Below are 15,955 nucleotides of genomic sequence, written 5' to 3'. Positions count from 1 at the left end.
CGGAGGCGCCATTGCTAGATTGCCCCGGTGGGTGTCCGAGCCGCTCTCTACCTCGACTTCGACAACGTATTCGGCGGGCTCTACAAGCTGGATCCCGACGTGGCGGTTCAGTTTGCGAACGATCCGGGAGCGTGGCTGCGCCGGTTGTTGACGACGGCCACGACAGATGGTCCGCGACGCTGGCTGCTTCTGCGCTGCTACCTCAACCCCGCAGGGTGGGTGTACCACACGGACACGGCTGGAGAGCAGACGCGGTTGTTCTTCTCGAAGTTCCGGCCCTGGTTCGTCCGCGCCGGTTTCGACGTGATCGACTGCCCTCGCTACAGCGGGACGAAGAACGCAGCCGACATCAGGATCGTCGTCGACGCCGTTGACGCTCTGTCAGCTGATACCCGGTACGACGAGTTCGTCATCGCGTCCGGTGACTCCGACATGACGCCGTTGCTGCAACGACTGCGCCGCTCCGACCGACGAACCATGATCGTGTCACCGGCCGATGCGGCCGAGGCCTTCACCGCGATCGCAGACCAGGTTCTTGACAGCCAACAGCTGCTAGCACTGGTTCAAGGTGAACCCGTCGATCTCAATGACGAGATCGACAGCGAGTTCGATGATCGTGTCGTCGACGTTGACACCACTGCTCCTGGCCACCGCGAGGCGTACGAGGCGTTTCGATCGGTAGTGACCGGCGAGTACAACGCGGCGTCGGAGCCGTTGAACATGGCATCGCTCGCTTCCCGGCTGCGAAGCCAGCTCGGTCAGTCGGTGAGCGACAGCAACTGGTTCGGCTTCGGCAGTTTCGCCCGGGCCGTGGCAAGCCTGGAGTTTCCGAACCTTCGGATGTCGCAACACTTCTTGTGGGACGACAGCCGGCACTTCGCTCGGGAGCCGGCCGCAGCAGCACCGCAACGCATCATGCTTCCAGAGCCCGTCGAGCGCCTAGTTGACCAGCTCGACCTGCCCCGGTTGCCCCAGCCGTGGTGGCCCGCGATCTACCAGACGCTGTCCGACTACGCCCATTCCCACCGGTTTAACCTGACCCAGTGCACCAGCTGGTCTCGAGACCAGCTTCGCGATCAGGGACTGCCCGTCAGCCGCGGCGCCGTCGCGTTCGTCGCGCGAGGCACGTCGTTCGGCGGGTGCCCGTTGCACCGCCAACCGCCGCCGACGGCCGAAGAGATACGCGCGGCTTTCGTCGACAACGTCCTCACGCGAGCTGAAGCTGCAGAGATCGCGTTCTCCAGCGACGAGATCGCGACGGTGCGGGCCTGGCTAAGCGCAGAGTCGACAGCGGCGACGAGCCCGTAGTCCATAGGGAGAACTCCTCGTAGGCGTACAACAGGCGCGGCCGCGGCCTCGTGAACGCCGCCGGCGGCTTCACCGAGGCCGGCCGGCAGACCAGGCAGCGGATCGAGGACCTCACCGACAAGCTGGCGGCGCCAGCGTACGACGTGCTCAGCGCGGACGAGCTCGACGAACTGGTCGCGGGGCTTCAGCCGATCGCCGCCGCAGTACAGGCCGTCGACGACTGAACCGGCACATCAACGACGCGGCCACGCATGGACCGCGACGATCCAACCAGGTCTGCTGGTGGAGATACGAGGCGACGGCGGCCACGACGACGGGACCCGCGGATCCGTAGAGATGCTCGTCGACTTGGAGACCCTCGCTTCGACCCAGCCCCGACGGCTTTCGCTCCAAAAAGGAGCGATTTTGAGTGGTACGGAGCGTCTGAAGGCCGCCAGACGCGGTTTTGATCGTGAGTCGGCCAGTTCCGTATCGACGTTAACGTACGTCTGGATGACCTCTTGGGCTGCCGCTTCATCCGTTTCCGGGTCCGTCGCGAGTACGACATCTCCGGGTTGTCATCGACGGCCTCTACGAGCAAGCCCGCCTCGACGCCCTGATCACCGACCTCACCCCCGCACACCTGCAAGGCGCTGACCGCCGAAGCAAGTAGTACCAGCGCACCCACCTTCCTCTGCGAAGCCTCGTCCCGTAGCCGTCCGGGCCGGCGCGCATGCACAGCGGCGTGAGGGTGCGTTGCCCTGACCGGCTCGGCGGCAAGTTGCGGTCTCGCATGCGGAAAAGTCCTGGCGCGGTGTCGGATCGGCTGGCAACTGTTCGTAGTAAGGGTGGGAGCAGCCCGGCTCGGGGCCGGTCCCGTCCGTGACTGCCACGTAAGAAGGGAACCGACATGACCGCTGTCTACACCTGGGACGTCTTCTCCACCCTGGACGGCTACGGCTCATACGCTGCGCCAGGCGACTGGGGCGGCTATTGGAGCAAGCAGGGCCCTGAACTGCTCGCGCACCGCGCTGCCCTGTTCGACATCGAGCAGCGCATGGTCTTCGGGGCCACCACCTTCCGGGAGACCGCACAGATCATGTCCTCCGGCATCGACCCCAACGCGCTGGACGAGTGGAACCTCAGGACTATGCAGATGCCGACGACCGTGATCTCGTCCACGCTGCCGGACACCCTCGGCTGGCCGGACGCGAATATCGTCAGCGGCGATGCCGTCGACATCGTCACGCGGCTAAAGGAGGAGTCCGACATACCGCTACGTTCGCAGGCCAGCTTGTCGCTGAACTGGGCCCTGATGGCCGCCGGCCTTGTCGACCGCCTGCAGGTGACGATCTTCCCCGTCATCTCCGGACGGACCGGCACCAGTCCGATCCTTAAAGGCGCGGGCGACCTCGACCTCGAGATGCTCGAGAGCCGGACGCTCGACGGGCACACCCAAGAACTCATCTACCGACCCACTCCTCGGTGACAACGTCCTACGAAGTGTGGCGATCTTCGCCCGGCTGCCAACACGCTCTCGGCGGCTACTTGTCTAAATTGATCTACAACTTCAGCCCGGCCAGGCTGGGTCGAGGTGGCCGGTGGGTTGCTCTCATTCACGGCTGTCCACGGGCTCTCGGGTGTGGACTCTCATTTGGCGTGCGCCCGCCGGTCACCGCCCAGCCACTAAGCGCCACCAGCATCGACAAGCCCGCGGTTCGCGGCAGATCCGCACACCCGATCTCGGTGACGGGGGAAGCCAGCACAGCTACTCCGAGCGGTCCTGGATGTCCGGTACAGCGAAGGGATCGTCGGGAGGGAAACAGCCGTAGTCCTGTAGGGGCCGCTCGTTGAGTACCACGTGTTGCAGCCAACCCGCGGGCGACAGACCGTCCAGTCGGTCGGTGACTCGCACGCCGGGCGGTCGTCCACCGGCACCGATTGCTTCACCGTCCATCGCGTCGGCGGCAAGGTTTCCATCCCGATCGAGCAAGGCGTGGATGGCGTCGTAGACGTCGGTCACCGCATCGGCTACCTCGGCCTCAGTCAAACCCGGGTCGCGATCGCGCACTGCCCGCCGGGCCGCGGCCAAGAACCGATCCGGATCCAGATCAACGACGTCACGGCGTGTCCGGATGCTGATCGTCATGCCTCTCGTCGGTGTCACGCCGTCCATCATGCCGGCGAGGAAAGACCTACGATGCGCGGCGCATCGGCGGCAGAGCACACGCCGCGCCCGGATCGCGGCAAAAGCATGCACCTGATCAAGTGTGTCCGCGCCGGCCAAGCTCCCCCGCCGCCGTCTGCTTCGGCGGCGCCTCCACCTGGCGGCCGCCGTCTCGACCATCGCCGCCTGACGAGCACGAGCTCTCCGGCGCTAGGGTGATCGCGCTGCCGCTCGGGGGTCTCATGCATCCGTACCAGTACTCCAGCACCGACAAGTATCCGAATCCGATACAGACCGGCAAGCCAGATCCGCAAGGCCCGCACCGAAAGGTGTGGCCGCCTATTGTCGCGTTCCTGCTGGTGTCCGCTGTCGCCGTCGGCGCGGTGATCGCCGGCTACCGTCACATCCGCCAGGACGCCGAGCGGGCTGCGGCGGCCGACGCCGCAGCGGCCGCCCTGGCCCCGACCGAGGACGAATGCATCCAGGTCCTGACGAGCTTCGACGTGTGGACAGAGGACGACCCACATCTCACCCTCGACCAGACCCGGCAGCTCACCGTCGAGACCGCGGACGCCGCCCTGGCCGCCGGGCAAGAGTTCGCGGCCGGCTTGGCCATCCTCCCGCCAGCCAAGGGCGTAGAGCTGCGCGCCGCCGTCAACGACTACATCACAGCGCTGCAAGAGCTACGCGCCGCCCTTACGACCGGCGAGCCCACCGACCAGCGAGCCGAGTCGGTGTGGTCGGCCAGGTCGGCGGTGTACGACCAGCAAGCCGGGCTTAACTGCCGCTTCCGCGAATGAGGTCACCAAGCCGCCCGCAGGCCGCGGTCTCTCTGTCCTATCCGAGCAGGTCGGTGGAACCCTTCCCCGGCAGAGTGCCCGTTACCAGCAGACCGGTACGGCACCTTCGGCAGCGGCATCGGGAAATCAGTCCCCGCACCGCACCCCATGCCGGCTCGACTCACCTAAGCGATCTCACCTGCTCTACCACCGTCCACAAAGGCGTGCTAGTCGTCGTTGCAGTCTCCGGCATCGTCTAGCTACCACCTCGCCGGCCGACGCCTGACCGTGCGTCTCGACGGCGGCCTGCTGCAGCTCATCGAGAACGGCATCCTGCTGCGCAGCCTGCCCAACCCGCTGACCCCCGCCGAACAGGCCCGCATCCGCGATGCCCGCCCCGCCGGACCACCGACCCCGGCACCGGAACCCATCCGCGGCCAGCGGCGGATCAGCTCGCGCGGTTCCCTCACCGTTGCCCGGCAACGCATCCACGCCGGGATGATGCACGCCGGTCGCACGATCACGGTCGGTCCGCTGACCACACGTTCCGCGTCTACGACGGCAACGAACTACTCACCGACGTCGCACGCACCACCACCCTGCCGATCGCCCGATTCAAGGTCGGCAACCCGAACCACCACGCCCGCTTTGTGATAATGCTGCGAGCGAACAGCCGCCCGACAGGAGAAGCCGTGACGATTAGAGACGAAGTTCGACACTTCTGCCGACACGGCCCCCTGCCCTCGGAACAGGACGACTCGCAGGACGCTGACGCCGACCTCGAACTGCGAGAACGGCTCCTGCACGCGATCACGCCGCCCGTCAACGACGACGAGGCGCGACACCTGACGACCTGCTTCGGAGACGACAAAGGCTTCGGACTGGCCTGGACGCTGCTACACCTCGTGGAATCCGCTCCCACGCCGCCCGTGACATCAGAACCACCTGAGAGCGCCAACCCGTGGATCAGACTGTTGTGGAAGCGCTACCGGAACACGTTCCCAGCTTGAGCCCGAAGCGGATACAACCTGCGCAGTAGCTGAGCAACCCGACCAAGATCCCAACGATACGTAAGCAACCGAGACATGATCGTCCAACCGGGCTGCTGCGCTGCTGCATCTGCCGCCGACGCATGGACGCCCACTGGGTCAACCACCGGCCCGGCTACCGCTGCCGCCACGGCCACAACAGCGCACGAACGACCAACGCGATCCGACCCACCGACAGGGCCGGATTTACCGAGGTACCCACCTCGGCGCGGGGATGTTCTAGGTCAGCCTGTTCTCTCAGTCGGCACCGCGCGGATCGTGGCATTAAGCGAGTACCCGATCAACAAGTCCCGCCGGGGGTGGGGCCGGCGGCGGTCCTGGCGAATCGGCGGGCCAGGTGAGCGAAGGCGTCGACCAGCTCCGCGGGGCGGACGGCCGTGATCTCGGTGTCGAAGCGGGCGATGGCGGCGGCGAGGCTGGGCCATGACCAGGAGCCGAGCGTGAGCCGGCAGCGGTCCGGGCCGAGCTCCTCGACGATCCCGTCGCGGCTGTAGTGGGCGACGGTGGCGGCCGGTAGGTCGAGGATCGCGGTGCCCTTGCAGGGCCAACTGGTGGTGCCCTCGTCTGCGCCGCGGAACCGGCCGGTGACGAAGGCGGTCACGTCTGAGCCGGGCAGCTGTCTCGGGGTGAAGCGGGGTCCGTTGGGGATGCGCAAGGTGATCCGGTCGGCGCGGAAGGTGCGCCAGTCCGACCTGTCGAGGTCCCATGCGACGAGGTACCAGCGTCCGTCCCAGGTGATGACGTGGTGTGGCTCGACGCGGCGCGGGGGCTTGTCCGTGCTCTCGGAGCCGTAGTCGAAGCGGAGGATCTCGTGGGCTTGCACGGCGGAGCTGATCGCCAGGAGCGCTGCGGCGTCGATCGGGGCGGCTGGTCGGGTGGTGGGCCGTTCGACGGCGGTGATCTGGAGGGCGTTGATGCGGTGCCGGAGCCGGGACGGCATGACCTGCCGGATCGTGGTCAACGCCCGTGCTGCCGCGTCGCCGGTGCCGTCGCCCAGTGTGGTGGTGGCGATCTGCAGCGCGACGGTGAGGGCGACGGCCTGCTCGTCGTCGAACAGCAGCGGGGGCAGTTCGGTGCCGGCGCCGAGCCGGTAGCCGCCGTCGGGACCCTTGGCTGCGGCGATGGGATAGCCGAGCTCGCGCAGCCGGTCGATGTCGCGGCGCACGGTCCGCAGGCTGATGTCGAGCCGCTCGGCCAGCAACGTGCCCGGCCAGTCGCGGCGGGTCTGCAGCAGCGACAGCAGGGCCAGCAACCGGGCGGAGGTTTTCGGCATGAGGGTTGAATCTAGCCGCAGTAGGTGCCACTTCCTGTCACCTATGCCGTCGAGCCTTGGTGCTGACGCAGGTCCTAATCTCACCAGGAGTTTTGATGAGCATCACCACCACCGCCCACCTCAACTTCCGGGGCAACGCCCGGGAGGCGCTGGAGTTCTACCGCTCGGTGTTTGGCGGCGAGATCACGGTCATCACCTACGGCGACTTCGGGATGCCGAGAGAACTGCCCGACGCCGGCAAGGTCGTCTGGGGCCAAGTCGTCTCGGGCGACGGCTTCCGCGTCATGGCCTACGACGTGCCCGGCCAGACCGGACCCGGCAACGCACCAGCGCCCTCCACGCGGCGCGAGCACGGCATGACACTGACCGGCGACCCGTTCTTCCTGTCCGTCCGCGGCGAGACCGCCGAAGAGGTCGGCGCGCTGTGGGCGAGGCTGGCCGACGGCGCCACCACGATCGAGGCATACGGCCCGGCGCAGTGGGCGGCGGCCTTTGGGATGCTGACCGACCGCTTCGGCATCACCTGGATCCTCGACGTCCCCGCCCAGCACGTCAACGCCTGATCTTCGCCCGCCAGTGACGGGACGAGGCGGCACCGAGACCGGCGGCCTCGTCCCGTTGCCAGATCCCCGCCCCGAGAAGGAGCCATGCGTACCGCGTCCCCGTGACCATCCGTGACCGCGCTGCTGCGGCAGATCATGAGCGGTCCAGCACCCAAGCACACCGGGCAACCCTGATGCGCCGCGACGCCTACGGCATCGTGTGCCGCCTCGTCATCGATGGCCGCGACAGCGAACCGTTCAGCCTCAACACCCGCCCGCCCCCTGGCCTGGCCGTGCCGAGGCCCTGCGGGCGGCGGCCCGCACACGCGGCCTGTCCATCGCGGACCGCACCGCGCTCGCCGAGGCAGCGCCCTGAGTACTGCGATTGTTCTGTCGGCGTCGACACCCGGCCTTCTAGCATCGGTCGTGCTCCGGAGCCGCTAGATACCACCGATCAGATCAACGAGGAGAATTGATGATCGTGGATCGAGCCCCTAGGCTGGTCACGGCAGCGCTCAGCGCGTTCGCGATGCTGTGCGCAACCGTCGGCGTGGTGACCTTCTCGGCCGCACCGGCCCAGGCGGCGGCCTGCATCGACGACAACATCCGGCTGTATCGAGCGCACTCGACCTCCGGGAGCGTCGACACCAGCGCCGGCAACTGGATCGGCTACGACTACTACCAAGGCGGCACCGTGTACGTGAGCCGCAACGGCTACTACCCGTACGTCGCCGCGTTCGGCAACCACCTGGTCGCGAACACCATCGTGAAATACACGTTCGAGGGCCCGACGAGTGGCTTCCTCGACCCGCAGCCCACGGTGTCGAGCAATACCGTCATGAAGGACACCCAGCGCTATACCATCGCCAACACGATTCCGAACGGTCGCTACGAGGTCTACGTCGAGTACGTGAACCCGTGCGGGTCCAACCCGGAGACGTTGAAACCGCTCCTGGGCTACCTGGAGATCACCGACTGACACCAGGACGACTGGCCCCCGCATGGGGCCAGTCGTCCCACCGCCCACCAGCTCGGAGGGCATGTCCCATTGACGGACATGCCCTCTCTCGGTGCCGCGTAACCAGTGAAGGTCCTGCAGAATCGCCGGACGGGGCGACCAACCGCCAAGGAGCCGCCTCAGCTCTTCGGTGACGTCCGGATGATCCGGCTGGTGTGGGCGCGGCGGGTTCAGACCCGCGAGCTCGTAGGGCCTACGGCTGGCGGGGACAGCAACGTGGTGCGGGCGTCAGCGGGTGGTGGTGGAAGCAAGCGTCCCTGGGTCCTGGGATGCGCGGTCAGCGCCGACGCGTGTGCGATGGAGCAGAGCGACGGCGATCGTGCCAACCGCGCTGATGGCGAGGATCGCCAGCTGGACATGGCCGAAGACGCACGCATAGATGCCCGCGTTGCCTGGCTCGCCCGACGCCACGCGGTGGGCGAGGTCCGGGTCATCGACACGTGCGGCCACCAGCGCGCCGAGCACCGCCGCGTAACCGCCGACCGCGACGGTCTCACCGCCCAGCCGCAGGAGGTTGAAGACACCGGAGGCCGTTCCGCTCAGATGTGCCGGCACCGCGCCCATCGCCTCACCGTCGACGAATCCGAGCGGTAGCCCCATCGAGACGCCGAGCAGGACCAGCGGCAGGACGAGCCAAGCTAGCGGCAGCGACGGGGAGACGATCAGCAGGAAGGCGTTTCCGGCGAACATGCCAGCGAGAGCGACGTAGACCAGGGTCGTGGGCGAGATGCGATGGTTGCGGGCGATCAGGCGTACGCCCAGCGACGGCAGGAAGAGCACCGGTGCCGTCATGATCAGCATGACGAGGCCGGAGGCGCCGGCGCTAAGCCCCCAGATGGCGCTGAGCGCGACCGGGAAATAGGTCAGGATCGTCACGAATCCGAAGGCTTCTACATCGGTAGCGACGATGAGCCCCACCCCAGATCAACCACGTCTATCGCCGGGCGAGGAGACAGACGGACTTTCGACCTACTACCACGAGTCCGAGCTATGAAAAAAAGGGCACCCGCAAGTCGCTGACCTGCGAGAACCCTTCCGCTGTCGGGACGGCCGGATTTGAACCGACGACCCCTTGACCCGTTGGCGAACCGGTCCAGCCGTCCACGGACCTCACCGGCACAGACCCTCACCGGAGGTGAAAGCGGCGACCTGTGAGCTGCGCCGGACGCGGTTCCCTCACCGTTGCCCGACAACGCATCCACATCGGGATGATGCACGCTGGCCACACAGTCACGGTCGAGTCCACTGACCACACCTTCCGCGTCTACGACGGCGACGAACTGCTCACCGAGACCGGCCGTACCACCACCCTGCCGATCGCCCGATTCAAGGTCCGCAAACCCGAACCACCACGCCCGCTTCGGAGATAATGCTGCGAGCGAACAGCCGCCCGACAGGAGACGCCGTGACGATTAGGGACGAAGTTGCAGAGTTCTGCCGGCACGGCCCGCTGCCCTCGGAGCAGGACGACTCGGAGGGCGCTGACGCCGACCTCGAACTGCGAGAACGGCTGCTGCACGCCATCACCAAGCCCGTCGAGGATGACGAGGCCCGACTCCTAACGACCTGCTTCGGAGACGACAACTGCTTCGGACTGGCTTGGACGCTGCTACACCTCGTGGAATCCGCCCCCACACCACCCGTGACGTCAGAGCCACCCAAAGGCGCCAACCCATGGATCACGCGGTTGTGGATTAGGTACCGGAACACCCTCCCGGTTTGCCCCCGATGCGGTCTGTCCCCGCAGTAGCTGAGCAATCCGATCGGCGCCAAATTCCCCAACCACGTGAGACACGCCTACAATCCGACGCCATGATCGTCTAGCCGGACGTGTCACCCACGTCCCGAGACTGATCTGTCACCCACGTCCTGAGACTCGACATGCGGGCAGCGCGCCGCGCGGGCTCATCGACCAGGAGGCCGACCGAAAGAGCGCCGCCGCCCAGCTCGGCCACGCCAGCGAAGACGTCACCGACACCTACTACATCGCCAAGCCCATCCTCGCCCTGGACGTCTCCGACATCCTCGAACAACTCGGAGAGGATCGCGCGTAGGAGCGTCACTGGTCAAAGTACGGCGTGCACGGCGGACGCCCGCTGAGCTGACAAGCCGCTGCGCGACCTCGGCGCGGAGTCGCCGATACCGGGATCGAAGATGACGACCTGCGGCGGTTCGTGAAGGACAGCACCGACCAGATCGGCGTACCACCAACAGTCGTTGCCGACGGACGCAACACCGTTCCAGGTCTTCGGTGACCAACGGTTCCTCGTTCCCTCACCCGGTGGACAGGTGTCGAGGGAGTAACTCGCGAAGGTGTCGCCCAAGCCAGCCGCACGAACGCTGGGTCTTGTACTGCAGATGTCTCCACTCCACGGTCTCGTCAAGTGACGACGCGGCCAGCCTCGCCGCGTTGGCCGACCGGGGACATGCGCTCCAGGAACAGCTGGCGGAATCCCGGGCCTGGATCGCCGCCGAGAGCCGGGCCATGAACGAAGTCTTCGACGGCTGCCTCCGCGACATCACCGCCCTCGTCGGACCAGCCTGCATGAGCGTGCGTCCTCGCGTTGGCAGCCGCCGTTGCTGTGAGCAGCCGGAGATGGAGTGTTGACGCCGTTGGCTCAGCGGAGGGGGCGGCGTGTTCGGCGTGGGCGGTCAGTGCGGCGGCAAGGTCGGCATCGTGGGAGAGCGGGTAACGTTCGGCGAGGGAGCGCCAGATGGGCAGCGCCTCCTCGTCGGCTGCCACGGCGTCGGCCGAGCGGCCTAGGGCGTGCAGGGCATTGGCCACGTACCGCAGTGACCACGCGAGTTCAGCGCTGGCGGGTGGGCCCGTCCTGCGTTCAAGGGTCAGCGCTTCCTCGGCGGCGGTGAGGGCTTCCTCGGCGCGGGCAAAGCGGCGCAACAGGAGGTCCGATGTCGTGCGCAGGGCTGCGGCATGCTCCTTCGGGGCCGCGTTGCGGGCGGCGGCGGCGGAGTGGGCGGCGGCGGCGAGCGCCTCGTCGAATGCGCCGACGTTGTCCAGCCGTGCGGCCAGGATGACCAGTGCCCGGCTGTAAGCGGCGGGCCGGCGGCCCGCCGCGCGGTACAGCTCGGCCGCCTCGCGTGCGGCGGCCAGTGCCTCGTCGTTACGGTTGAATTGGGACAGGCTGACGGCCAGGTTGGTCAGCGCGTGGCCGAGGCTGTCGGCTCGCGCGCCGGGGTCGTTGCGGTTTGCCCCGCGCAGCAGCTCGACCGCCTGCTCGTCGAGGGTTAGGGCGTCCTTGTGGCGGCCGAGGCGATCCAGCTGTACCGCGAAGTTGCTGGTCGCCACCCCTAGCGCGGCGCGGTACGAGCCGGGGTGGCGCTCCTCAAGCTCCTCGTAGACGTCCACGGCCTCGTCGGCGGCGCGCAGGGCCTCCTCACGGCGGCCCAGGTCGCTCAGCCGGCGCGCCAGCGCGTCCAGTGCGGCGGCCAGCTTCGGCTGGTAGGCGTTCGGCTCCGCGGCCGCCATCCGGCGCGCCATGGCGACCTGCACGAGCTGCGAGCGGGCGCCCGTCGCCTCGGGTCCAACCGGTTCGGGTCTGGGCTCCGGCGCCGGTTTGGACTCCGGTGCCGGTTTGGACTCCGGTGCCGGCTTGGGCTCCGGTGCAGGCGCGGGCCGCGGCAGGCGTGGTGCAGGCGTCACGACCGTGAGCCACTCCGCGGAGCGTGGGCGGTACCCGTGCAGCCTGAGCATGCCGTGGACGATCGCCGCCGTGTGCCCGGCGCCGTAGACGACCGCCACGTCGATCCGCTCGGCCGCGCGCTCCCGGTGGATCTGCGACAGCGCCGCCAGCACGCGCTCGTCGCGCGCGCCGCCGAACACGCCGTCGAGTTGGTCGACCAGCTCGTGGTCGTCGAGGTCGGTCGGCAGGTCGGTCAGCTCCACCTCGGGGCCGAGCAGCCTTCGACGGCCGCCGAAGAACTGCAGCACGGCCGCAATCGGCATAACCAGCCACATGAGGAGCCGAGTGCGCCACGGCAGCCTCCGCCAGTCGTGCGCGAACTCGCCCGCGGTCACGTCCGGGTAGATCACCGGCACACCCAGCGAACCGTACGGAATGTTGTCCTCCACCAGGCCAGAGCGCTTGTTGGCCGGGATGAGCCGATAGGTGGACGTGATGGCCCAGCCCAACGCTGAGCGGCCGGAGACCCCTCGACCACGAGGAGGTCACAGCGGCGCAGCCGCTCGCTCACCTCCGCGTAGAACCGCGGGCTGGCCACATGGAACATGGGAAAAACAACGAACTGCAACTCGGTGCCGGGCCGGCGCAGCCGCAGCACACTCGAGCGGGTGCCGATAACACTGTGCTCGACGATCTGCACGACGACAGCGTCGCACACCAATACCACCCGCAGCAGAACGCGCACATGCATTCGCCGCGGCCTTGCGGCGCCGCCCGAAACCCACCTCGACCCGAAACCCACGGTCGGGCACCTCGACACTGGCGCAGACCGCGCTCGGCTCCGGAGACGACTAGATGATCCGTGGCGGCAAGATGCATTCGCCGACCGTTGCGTAGACCGCCGTTCCGCACCAAGGACGCATCCTCGGTGCACTGACATCGGCAGATCCAGTCCTTGCCACCCGTCACGATCGACGCCCTGTTCGCGGCATGTGAGCATGGCAGGGTGCAGACCGGCCGTTCTCGACAGGTGGGGTTCGCGTGGTGATGGCGCGGCCCGCGGCGGGTGGCGGGCGGTGGGTGGAGATCTCGCCGGAGCGGATTCGTGGTTGGCTCGACGGCTTCTACGGCCGGCACGACGGCGCCACCGAGCAGGGCCTGGTGTTGACCGGGGTGAGCAACGGCGATACAGCCACTCTGTATCCGCCGCCGGGGCTTGCCGACGCACAGGATGTCGACATGCTGCTGGCTGGCATTCTCCGACCGCCCCGGATCGCCGTGCTGCTGGCGCGCAAGGGCGCGGTCGCCGCCGGTGTCGCCGACGGTACGACCTTGACCGTCTCCAAGGTCGAGCGCTTCTACGTGCAGGGCCGCACCGCGGCCGGCGGTTCGTCGCAGCAGCGCTACGCCCGCCGCCGCGCCAACCAGGCCGGGGCAGCCACCCACCGGGCCACGGACATTGCCGCGCGAGTCCTGCTGCCCTACGCCCCTGGCGCGCACGACCCGCACGACGATGCGGTCAGTGCCCTGGTCTGCGGCGGCGACCGGTCGATGATCGACGCGGTACTGACAGACCGACGTCTGTCTCCATTGGCGCGACTACGTCATCCGCATCTCCTCGAATCCGCCGAGCCCCGGTTGGCCGTACTGCAGGACGCGGCAATCACAGCCAGGCGGATCCGTGTCCATCTCATGCCCTGACCACGAACAGGTTCAAACAAGGTCGACAATCACCCGACCAAGGTGGCACGCGACAGCCAACGGCGCTGACCTGTGCCCAATGGTCCGTAGACCGCGCGCTTTGCGGCAGAAGAGTGAACGTGATCAAGCACCGCGGCGGTGGCATTGCCCCCAAGCCAATGGAATACGCGACATGCCTTCGCGGTGCACCCCGCGCGGGCCGAGCAAATCGCCGCAGCGGCCGTCACTGCCTTGGGGCGTGATCGGCCCCGGACGGGAACACGACCTGACACCCGACCTCGCCAACCCCGGTGAAGAGGTGTTCTACGACGACGGAAACAGCCTCGCCGAACTGGACATCGAGCTGCAGTCGACGAAGGACGACAGCCCAGCCACATCGCCGGAATTGCTCAAAGTCAGCGCTGGATTTCGGTGAGGCAGAGTATGAAGTCTTCGCCGCGGCCCTTGCGTTCGAACGTCATCGTGGTCTGCGGGTATGCGGCGCACGCTTCCTCGGCTGGGACGTCGTCGCTCTCGACGCGTCCGATGATCTTCCACGTAGCGCGGTCGTTGTCGCAATCTGTGGTGCGCGCGACGGCGGCGGGAGCGTCGTTCAAGCACTGGCCGACCTTGGCTACGTCGGGGAACCGACGACGTACGACGTGCCGTAGGCCATGGCCAAGACGACTCCCATGAGGAGGATGAACAGCACCGGGCGAAGTGGCTTGATCGCGTAGATGCGGCGAAACAGTGACACGGACTTCCTTTGCTTCCTCAGAAGGCGTCGGGGTGGCAGGGAGGATACGTGATCAGCCGTGTTGTGCGACACCCACGAAATGGATCAGCCGTTTCGAGCCGGCGAGCGACCGTCAGGATGTGGGTCGGCCAGTCCAAGGCGTCGGCCGTCGAGGTCTGTCAGGGATGGGATGCCCCTCGGCGTAGGCGACACCAGTCCGGATCCTGTCCCGCGCGGCGACATGCCCATCGATCTGCAGGACAGCTCTACCGCCGCCTGCGGCGATCACCATACGTCGAGAACCAGGCCAAGAACTCACGGGCGGCCGCCACTAGGCATGATCAGCTGCCGCGAACTCGCCAAGCGTGCCTCCAACCTCGACTCGACGACCTGGCGCCCAGCCAGACCGTTGCAGCAATTCCCACGCGTCCGCCGCCTCGGCACCCACGCGAGGCAGTTTGCGGTGGGGAACACCTGCCATCGGGACGCAGCCAGCCACAACGCGCGACTCGCGGCAGATGTGTGCAGCTCGAGGACCGCATTGCCCCTGCTCTGCTGGAGCTGTCGGCAATCACTCGCGGCAGTGTCGTATGCGCCGTTTAACGTCGTGCGCGTTGACAGGCGACGGGAGGGCGGGTCATGACGGGCTGGGATGGAGTGCCGTTGTGGGGCGGCGGCGAGGATGAGGTGCGGGCTCGGCTGGCGGCGGGAGCCGACCCCTGCATGCCACTCGGGCATGACTCGGCCCTGCACGTCGCGGCGGAGCACTGGCCGCCCGCAGTCGTGGCGGCGATGGCCGCGGCGGCAGCCGATGTTGATGTCTTGTTCAACGGCCGGTCCCCGCTATGGCTGGCGGTTCACTCGCGGCGGCACGACAACGCCCGGGTGCTAGCGGCCGCTGGTGCGGACCCATGGCAGCCGATGATGGTCGGTTGGTCACCCGGTCGGCTAAGCCTCGCAGGCCCCGAACCCGACCTATTCGGCGCAGCCCCTGCCGGTGTCGAGCTGAGCCCAGCCGAGCGGGAAGCCGTCGCGTTGGCCAGTGAGCTGGGCGAACGTTTGCAGGTCGACTACTACGACGGGACCGGGCTTCTCTGCGTCGCCGGGATCGACGCGATCGAGGCAATCCGCCGGCTCGGCGGCACCCCGATGACCGAGAACGAACTGCTCGCCCACTACGACATCGACGTCGACGAGGAGCCGGAGCCAGGCGACGAGGAGGACTGGGGCTGGCTTTCGGAGATGGACGATCTGCTGCTCGTCGGCGTCACCGACGTGCCTGGCGGCTGCGTTATCACCCAGCCGTGGGGATACCAGCCTCAGACGCCCCTGATCGGTCGGCTGCTATCCGCCGGCACCGTCGCCTACGGCCTTTACGCGAACCCGAAAAGCGGCAACCAGGGCAGCATCCACCGCGATGGGGAGACGATCGGCTGGGACCTGCACCCTGGCGGTGCCGCGTGGAGCACAGACACCAGCCAGATGGTCCTGCTCAGCTACCTCTACCGGCTGCAGGCCCCCGCATACGCGTGCGCGTTCGTAGGCCTGCGCCCTGTCGACGCCCAATGCATCACCGGCCCCGCCGACCAATGGGTTCTACTGCCCGACCGGGACTACTGGGCCAGCAAAACAGTGTGATGACGTCAGGAACGATGAGGCACTGACTTGCCAGGTCGGCCGGCGAAAACGCTTAAATGCGGGAGGTGATGGAAGGCCGTCGGCAACTACCCGCTGACGGTAGCTCCCGGCGAAATTGCAAGGCCACGGTGCCGCGCTCAGCCGT

At 67.5% G+C, this 15,955-nt stretch carries 15 protein-coding genes and 1 pseudogene; 9 read left to right on the top strand and 7 right to left on the bottom strand.

Going from position 1 to position 15,955, the window contains the following annotated elements:
- Positions 1 to 27: 27 nt before the first annotated feature.
- The 3 genes and pseudogenes from Pflav_RS06995 to Pflav_RS06985 all read left to right on the top strand — a co-directional run bounded on the left by Pflav_RS06995 (position 28) and on the right by Pflav_RS06985 (position 2,776).
- Positions 28 to 1,308 (top strand): NYN domain-containing protein, encoded by a 1,281-nt coding sequence (locus Pflav_RS06995; RefSeq protein ID WP_173034632.1) that lies wholly within the window; start codon positions 28 to 30, stop codon positions 1,306 to 1,308.
- A 47-nt stretch (positions 1,309 to 1,355) separates the two neighbouring features.
- Positions 1,356 to 1,532 (top strand): annotated as a pseudogene (locus Pflav_RS06990) (helix-turn-helix domain-containing protein); the annotation flags it as partial.
- Positions 1,533 to 2,197: 665 nt separating this feature from the next.
- A complete protein-coding gene (locus Pflav_RS06985; protein ID WP_173034630.1) occupies positions 2,198 to 2,776 on the top strand; it encodes a dihydrofolate reductase family protein in 579 nt (192 codons plus the stop codon).
- Positions 2,777 to 3,055: 279 nt separating this feature from the next.
- On the opposite strand, the gene Pflav_RS06980 is transcribed toward Pflav_RS06985, so the two are convergent.
- On the bottom strand, positions 3,056 to 3,436 hold the full coding sequence (locus Pflav_RS06980; protein ID WP_173034628.1) for a hypothetical protein: 381 nt from the start codon (positions 3,434 to 3,436) through the stop codon (positions 3,056 to 3,058).
- 377 nt (positions 3,437 to 3,813) lie between these two features.
- Here Pflav_RS06980 and Pflav_RS06975 point away from each other — a divergent pair, with 377 nt between their 5' ends.
- On the top strand, positions 3,814 to 4,254 hold the full coding sequence (locus Pflav_RS06975) for a hypothetical protein (protein ID WP_173034626.1): 441 nt from the start codon (positions 3,814 to 3,816) through the stop codon (positions 4,252 to 4,254).
- A gap of 548 nt (positions 4,255 to 4,802) precedes the next feature.
- Here Pflav_RS06975 and Pflav_RS06970 read toward each other — a convergent pair.
- Positions 4,803 to 5,078: a hypothetical protein gene (locus Pflav_RS06970; RefSeq protein WP_173034624.1), complete on the bottom strand. Its 276-nt coding sequence runs from the start codon at positions 5,076 to 5,078 to the stop codon at positions 4,803 to 4,805.
- A gap of 484 nt (positions 5,079 to 5,562) precedes the next feature.
- Positions 5,563 to 6,555, bottom strand: coding sequence for a helix-turn-helix transcriptional regulator (locus Pflav_RS06965; RefSeq protein WP_173034622.1), 993 nt, complete (start codon positions 6,553 to 6,555; stop codon positions 5,563 to 5,565).
- A gap of 95 nt (positions 6,556 to 6,650) precedes the next feature.
- On the opposite strand from Pflav_RS06965, the gene Pflav_RS06960 reads away from it, so the two are divergent.
- Together Pflav_RS06960 and Pflav_RS06955 are read left to right on the top strand one after the other, a co-directional pair.
- Positions 6,651 to 7,118: a VOC family protein gene (locus tag Pflav_RS06960; protein ID WP_173034620.1), complete on the top strand. Its 468-nt coding sequence runs from the start codon at positions 6,651 to 6,653 to the stop codon at positions 7,116 to 7,118.
- A gap of 454 nt (positions 7,119 to 7,572) precedes the next feature.
- The gene (locus Pflav_RS06955) at positions 7,573 to 8,076 is read left to right on the top strand and encodes a hypothetical protein (RefSeq protein WP_173034618.1); all 504 of its coding nucleotides are present in this window, start codon (positions 7,573 to 7,575) and stop codon (positions 8,074 to 8,076) included.
- A gap of 267 nt (positions 8,077 to 8,343) precedes the next feature.
- Here Pflav_RS06955 and Pflav_RS06950 read toward each other — a convergent pair whose 3' ends face one another.
- Both Pflav_RS06950 and Pflav_RS45000 read right to left on the bottom strand, forming a co-directional pair.
- Positions 8,344 to 8,991: an MFS transporter gene (locus Pflav_RS06950; RefSeq protein ID WP_173034616.1), complete on the bottom strand. Its 648-nt coding sequence runs from the start codon at positions 8,989 to 8,991 to the stop codon at positions 8,344 to 8,346.
- Positions 8,992 to 10,495: 1,504 nt separating this feature from the next.
- Positions 10,496 to 12,205: a tetratricopeptide repeat protein gene (locus Pflav_RS45000; protein WP_232071041.1), complete on the bottom strand. Its 1,710-nt coding sequence runs from the start codon at positions 12,203 to 12,205 to the stop codon at positions 10,496 to 10,498.
- A gap of 592 nt (positions 12,206 to 12,797) precedes the next feature.
- Here Pflav_RS45000 and Pflav_RS06925 point away from each other — a divergent pair.
- Both Pflav_RS06925 and Pflav_RS06920 read left to right on the top strand, forming a co-directional pair.
- On the top strand, positions 12,798 to 13,457 hold the full coding sequence (locus tag Pflav_RS06925) for an acVLRF1 family peptidyl-tRNA hydrolase (protein ID WP_173034612.1): 660 nt from the start codon (positions 12,798 to 12,800) through the stop codon (positions 13,455 to 13,457).
- Positions 13,458 to 13,695: 238 nt separating this feature from the next.
- Positions 13,696 to 13,872, top strand: a complete 177-nt coding sequence (locus Pflav_RS06920; RefSeq protein WP_173034610.1) for a hypothetical protein — start codon at positions 13,696 to 13,698, stop codon at positions 13,870 to 13,872.
- Here Pflav_RS06920 and Pflav_RS06915 read toward each other — a convergent pair.
- Positions 13,853 to 14,053, bottom strand: coding sequence for an LppU/SCO3897 family protein (locus tag Pflav_RS06915; protein ID WP_173034608.1), 201 nt, complete (start codon positions 14,051 to 14,053; stop codon positions 13,853 to 13,855). The two genes, Pflav_RS06920 and Pflav_RS06915, sit on opposite strands and share 20 nt — an antisense overlap.
- 17 nt (positions 14,054 to 14,070) lie before the next feature.
- Complete coding sequence (locus Pflav_RS47190) at positions 14,071 to 14,193, bottom strand: hypothetical protein (RefSeq protein ID WP_269474464.1); 123 nt, start codon at positions 14,191 to 14,193, stop codon at positions 14,071 to 14,073.
- A gap of 618 nt (positions 14,194 to 14,811) precedes the next feature.
- On the opposite strand from Pflav_RS47190, the gene Pflav_RS06910 reads away from it, so the two are divergent.
- On the top strand, positions 14,812 to 15,810 hold the full coding sequence (locus Pflav_RS06910) for an ankyrin repeat domain-containing protein (RefSeq protein WP_173034606.1): 999 nt from the start codon (positions 14,812 to 14,814) through the stop codon (positions 15,808 to 15,810).
- The last annotated feature ends 145 nt before the right edge of the window (positions 15,811 to 15,955 follow it).

Source organism: Phytohabitans flavus (assembly GCF_011764545.1).
Lineage (GTDB): Bacteria > Actinomycetota > Actinomycetes > Mycobacteriales > Micromonosporaceae > Phytohabitans > Phytohabitans flavus.
This window is presented reverse-complemented; position numbering and strand designations above follow the sequence as displayed.

Bases quoted from the DNA above. Each gene is read 5' to 3' on its own strand.
- Pflav_RS06960 (WP_173034620.1), top strand. From the start codon at position 6,651: ATGAGCATCACCACCACCGCCCACCTCAACTTCCGGGGCAACGCCCGG.
- Pflav_RS06955 (WP_173034618.1), top strand. From the start codon at position 7,573: ATGATCGTGGATCGAGCCCCTAGGCTGGTCACGGCAGCGCTCAGCGCG.
- Pflav_RS06965 (WP_173034622.1), bottom strand. From the start codon at position 6,555: ATGCCGAAAACCTCCGCCCGGTTGCTGGCCCTGCTGTCGCTGCTGCAG.
- Pflav_RS06910 (WP_173034606.1), top strand. From the start codon at position 14,812: ATGACGGGCTGGGATGGAGTGCCGTTGTGGGGCGGCGGCGAGGATGAG.
- Pflav_RS06985 (WP_173034630.1), top strand. From the start codon at position 2,198: ATGACCGCTGTCTACACCTGGGACGTCTTCTCCACCCTGGACGGCTAC.
- Pflav_RS06980 (WP_173034628.1), bottom strand. From the start codon at position 3,436: ATGACGATCAGCATCCGGACACGCCGTGACGTCGTTGATCTGGATCCG.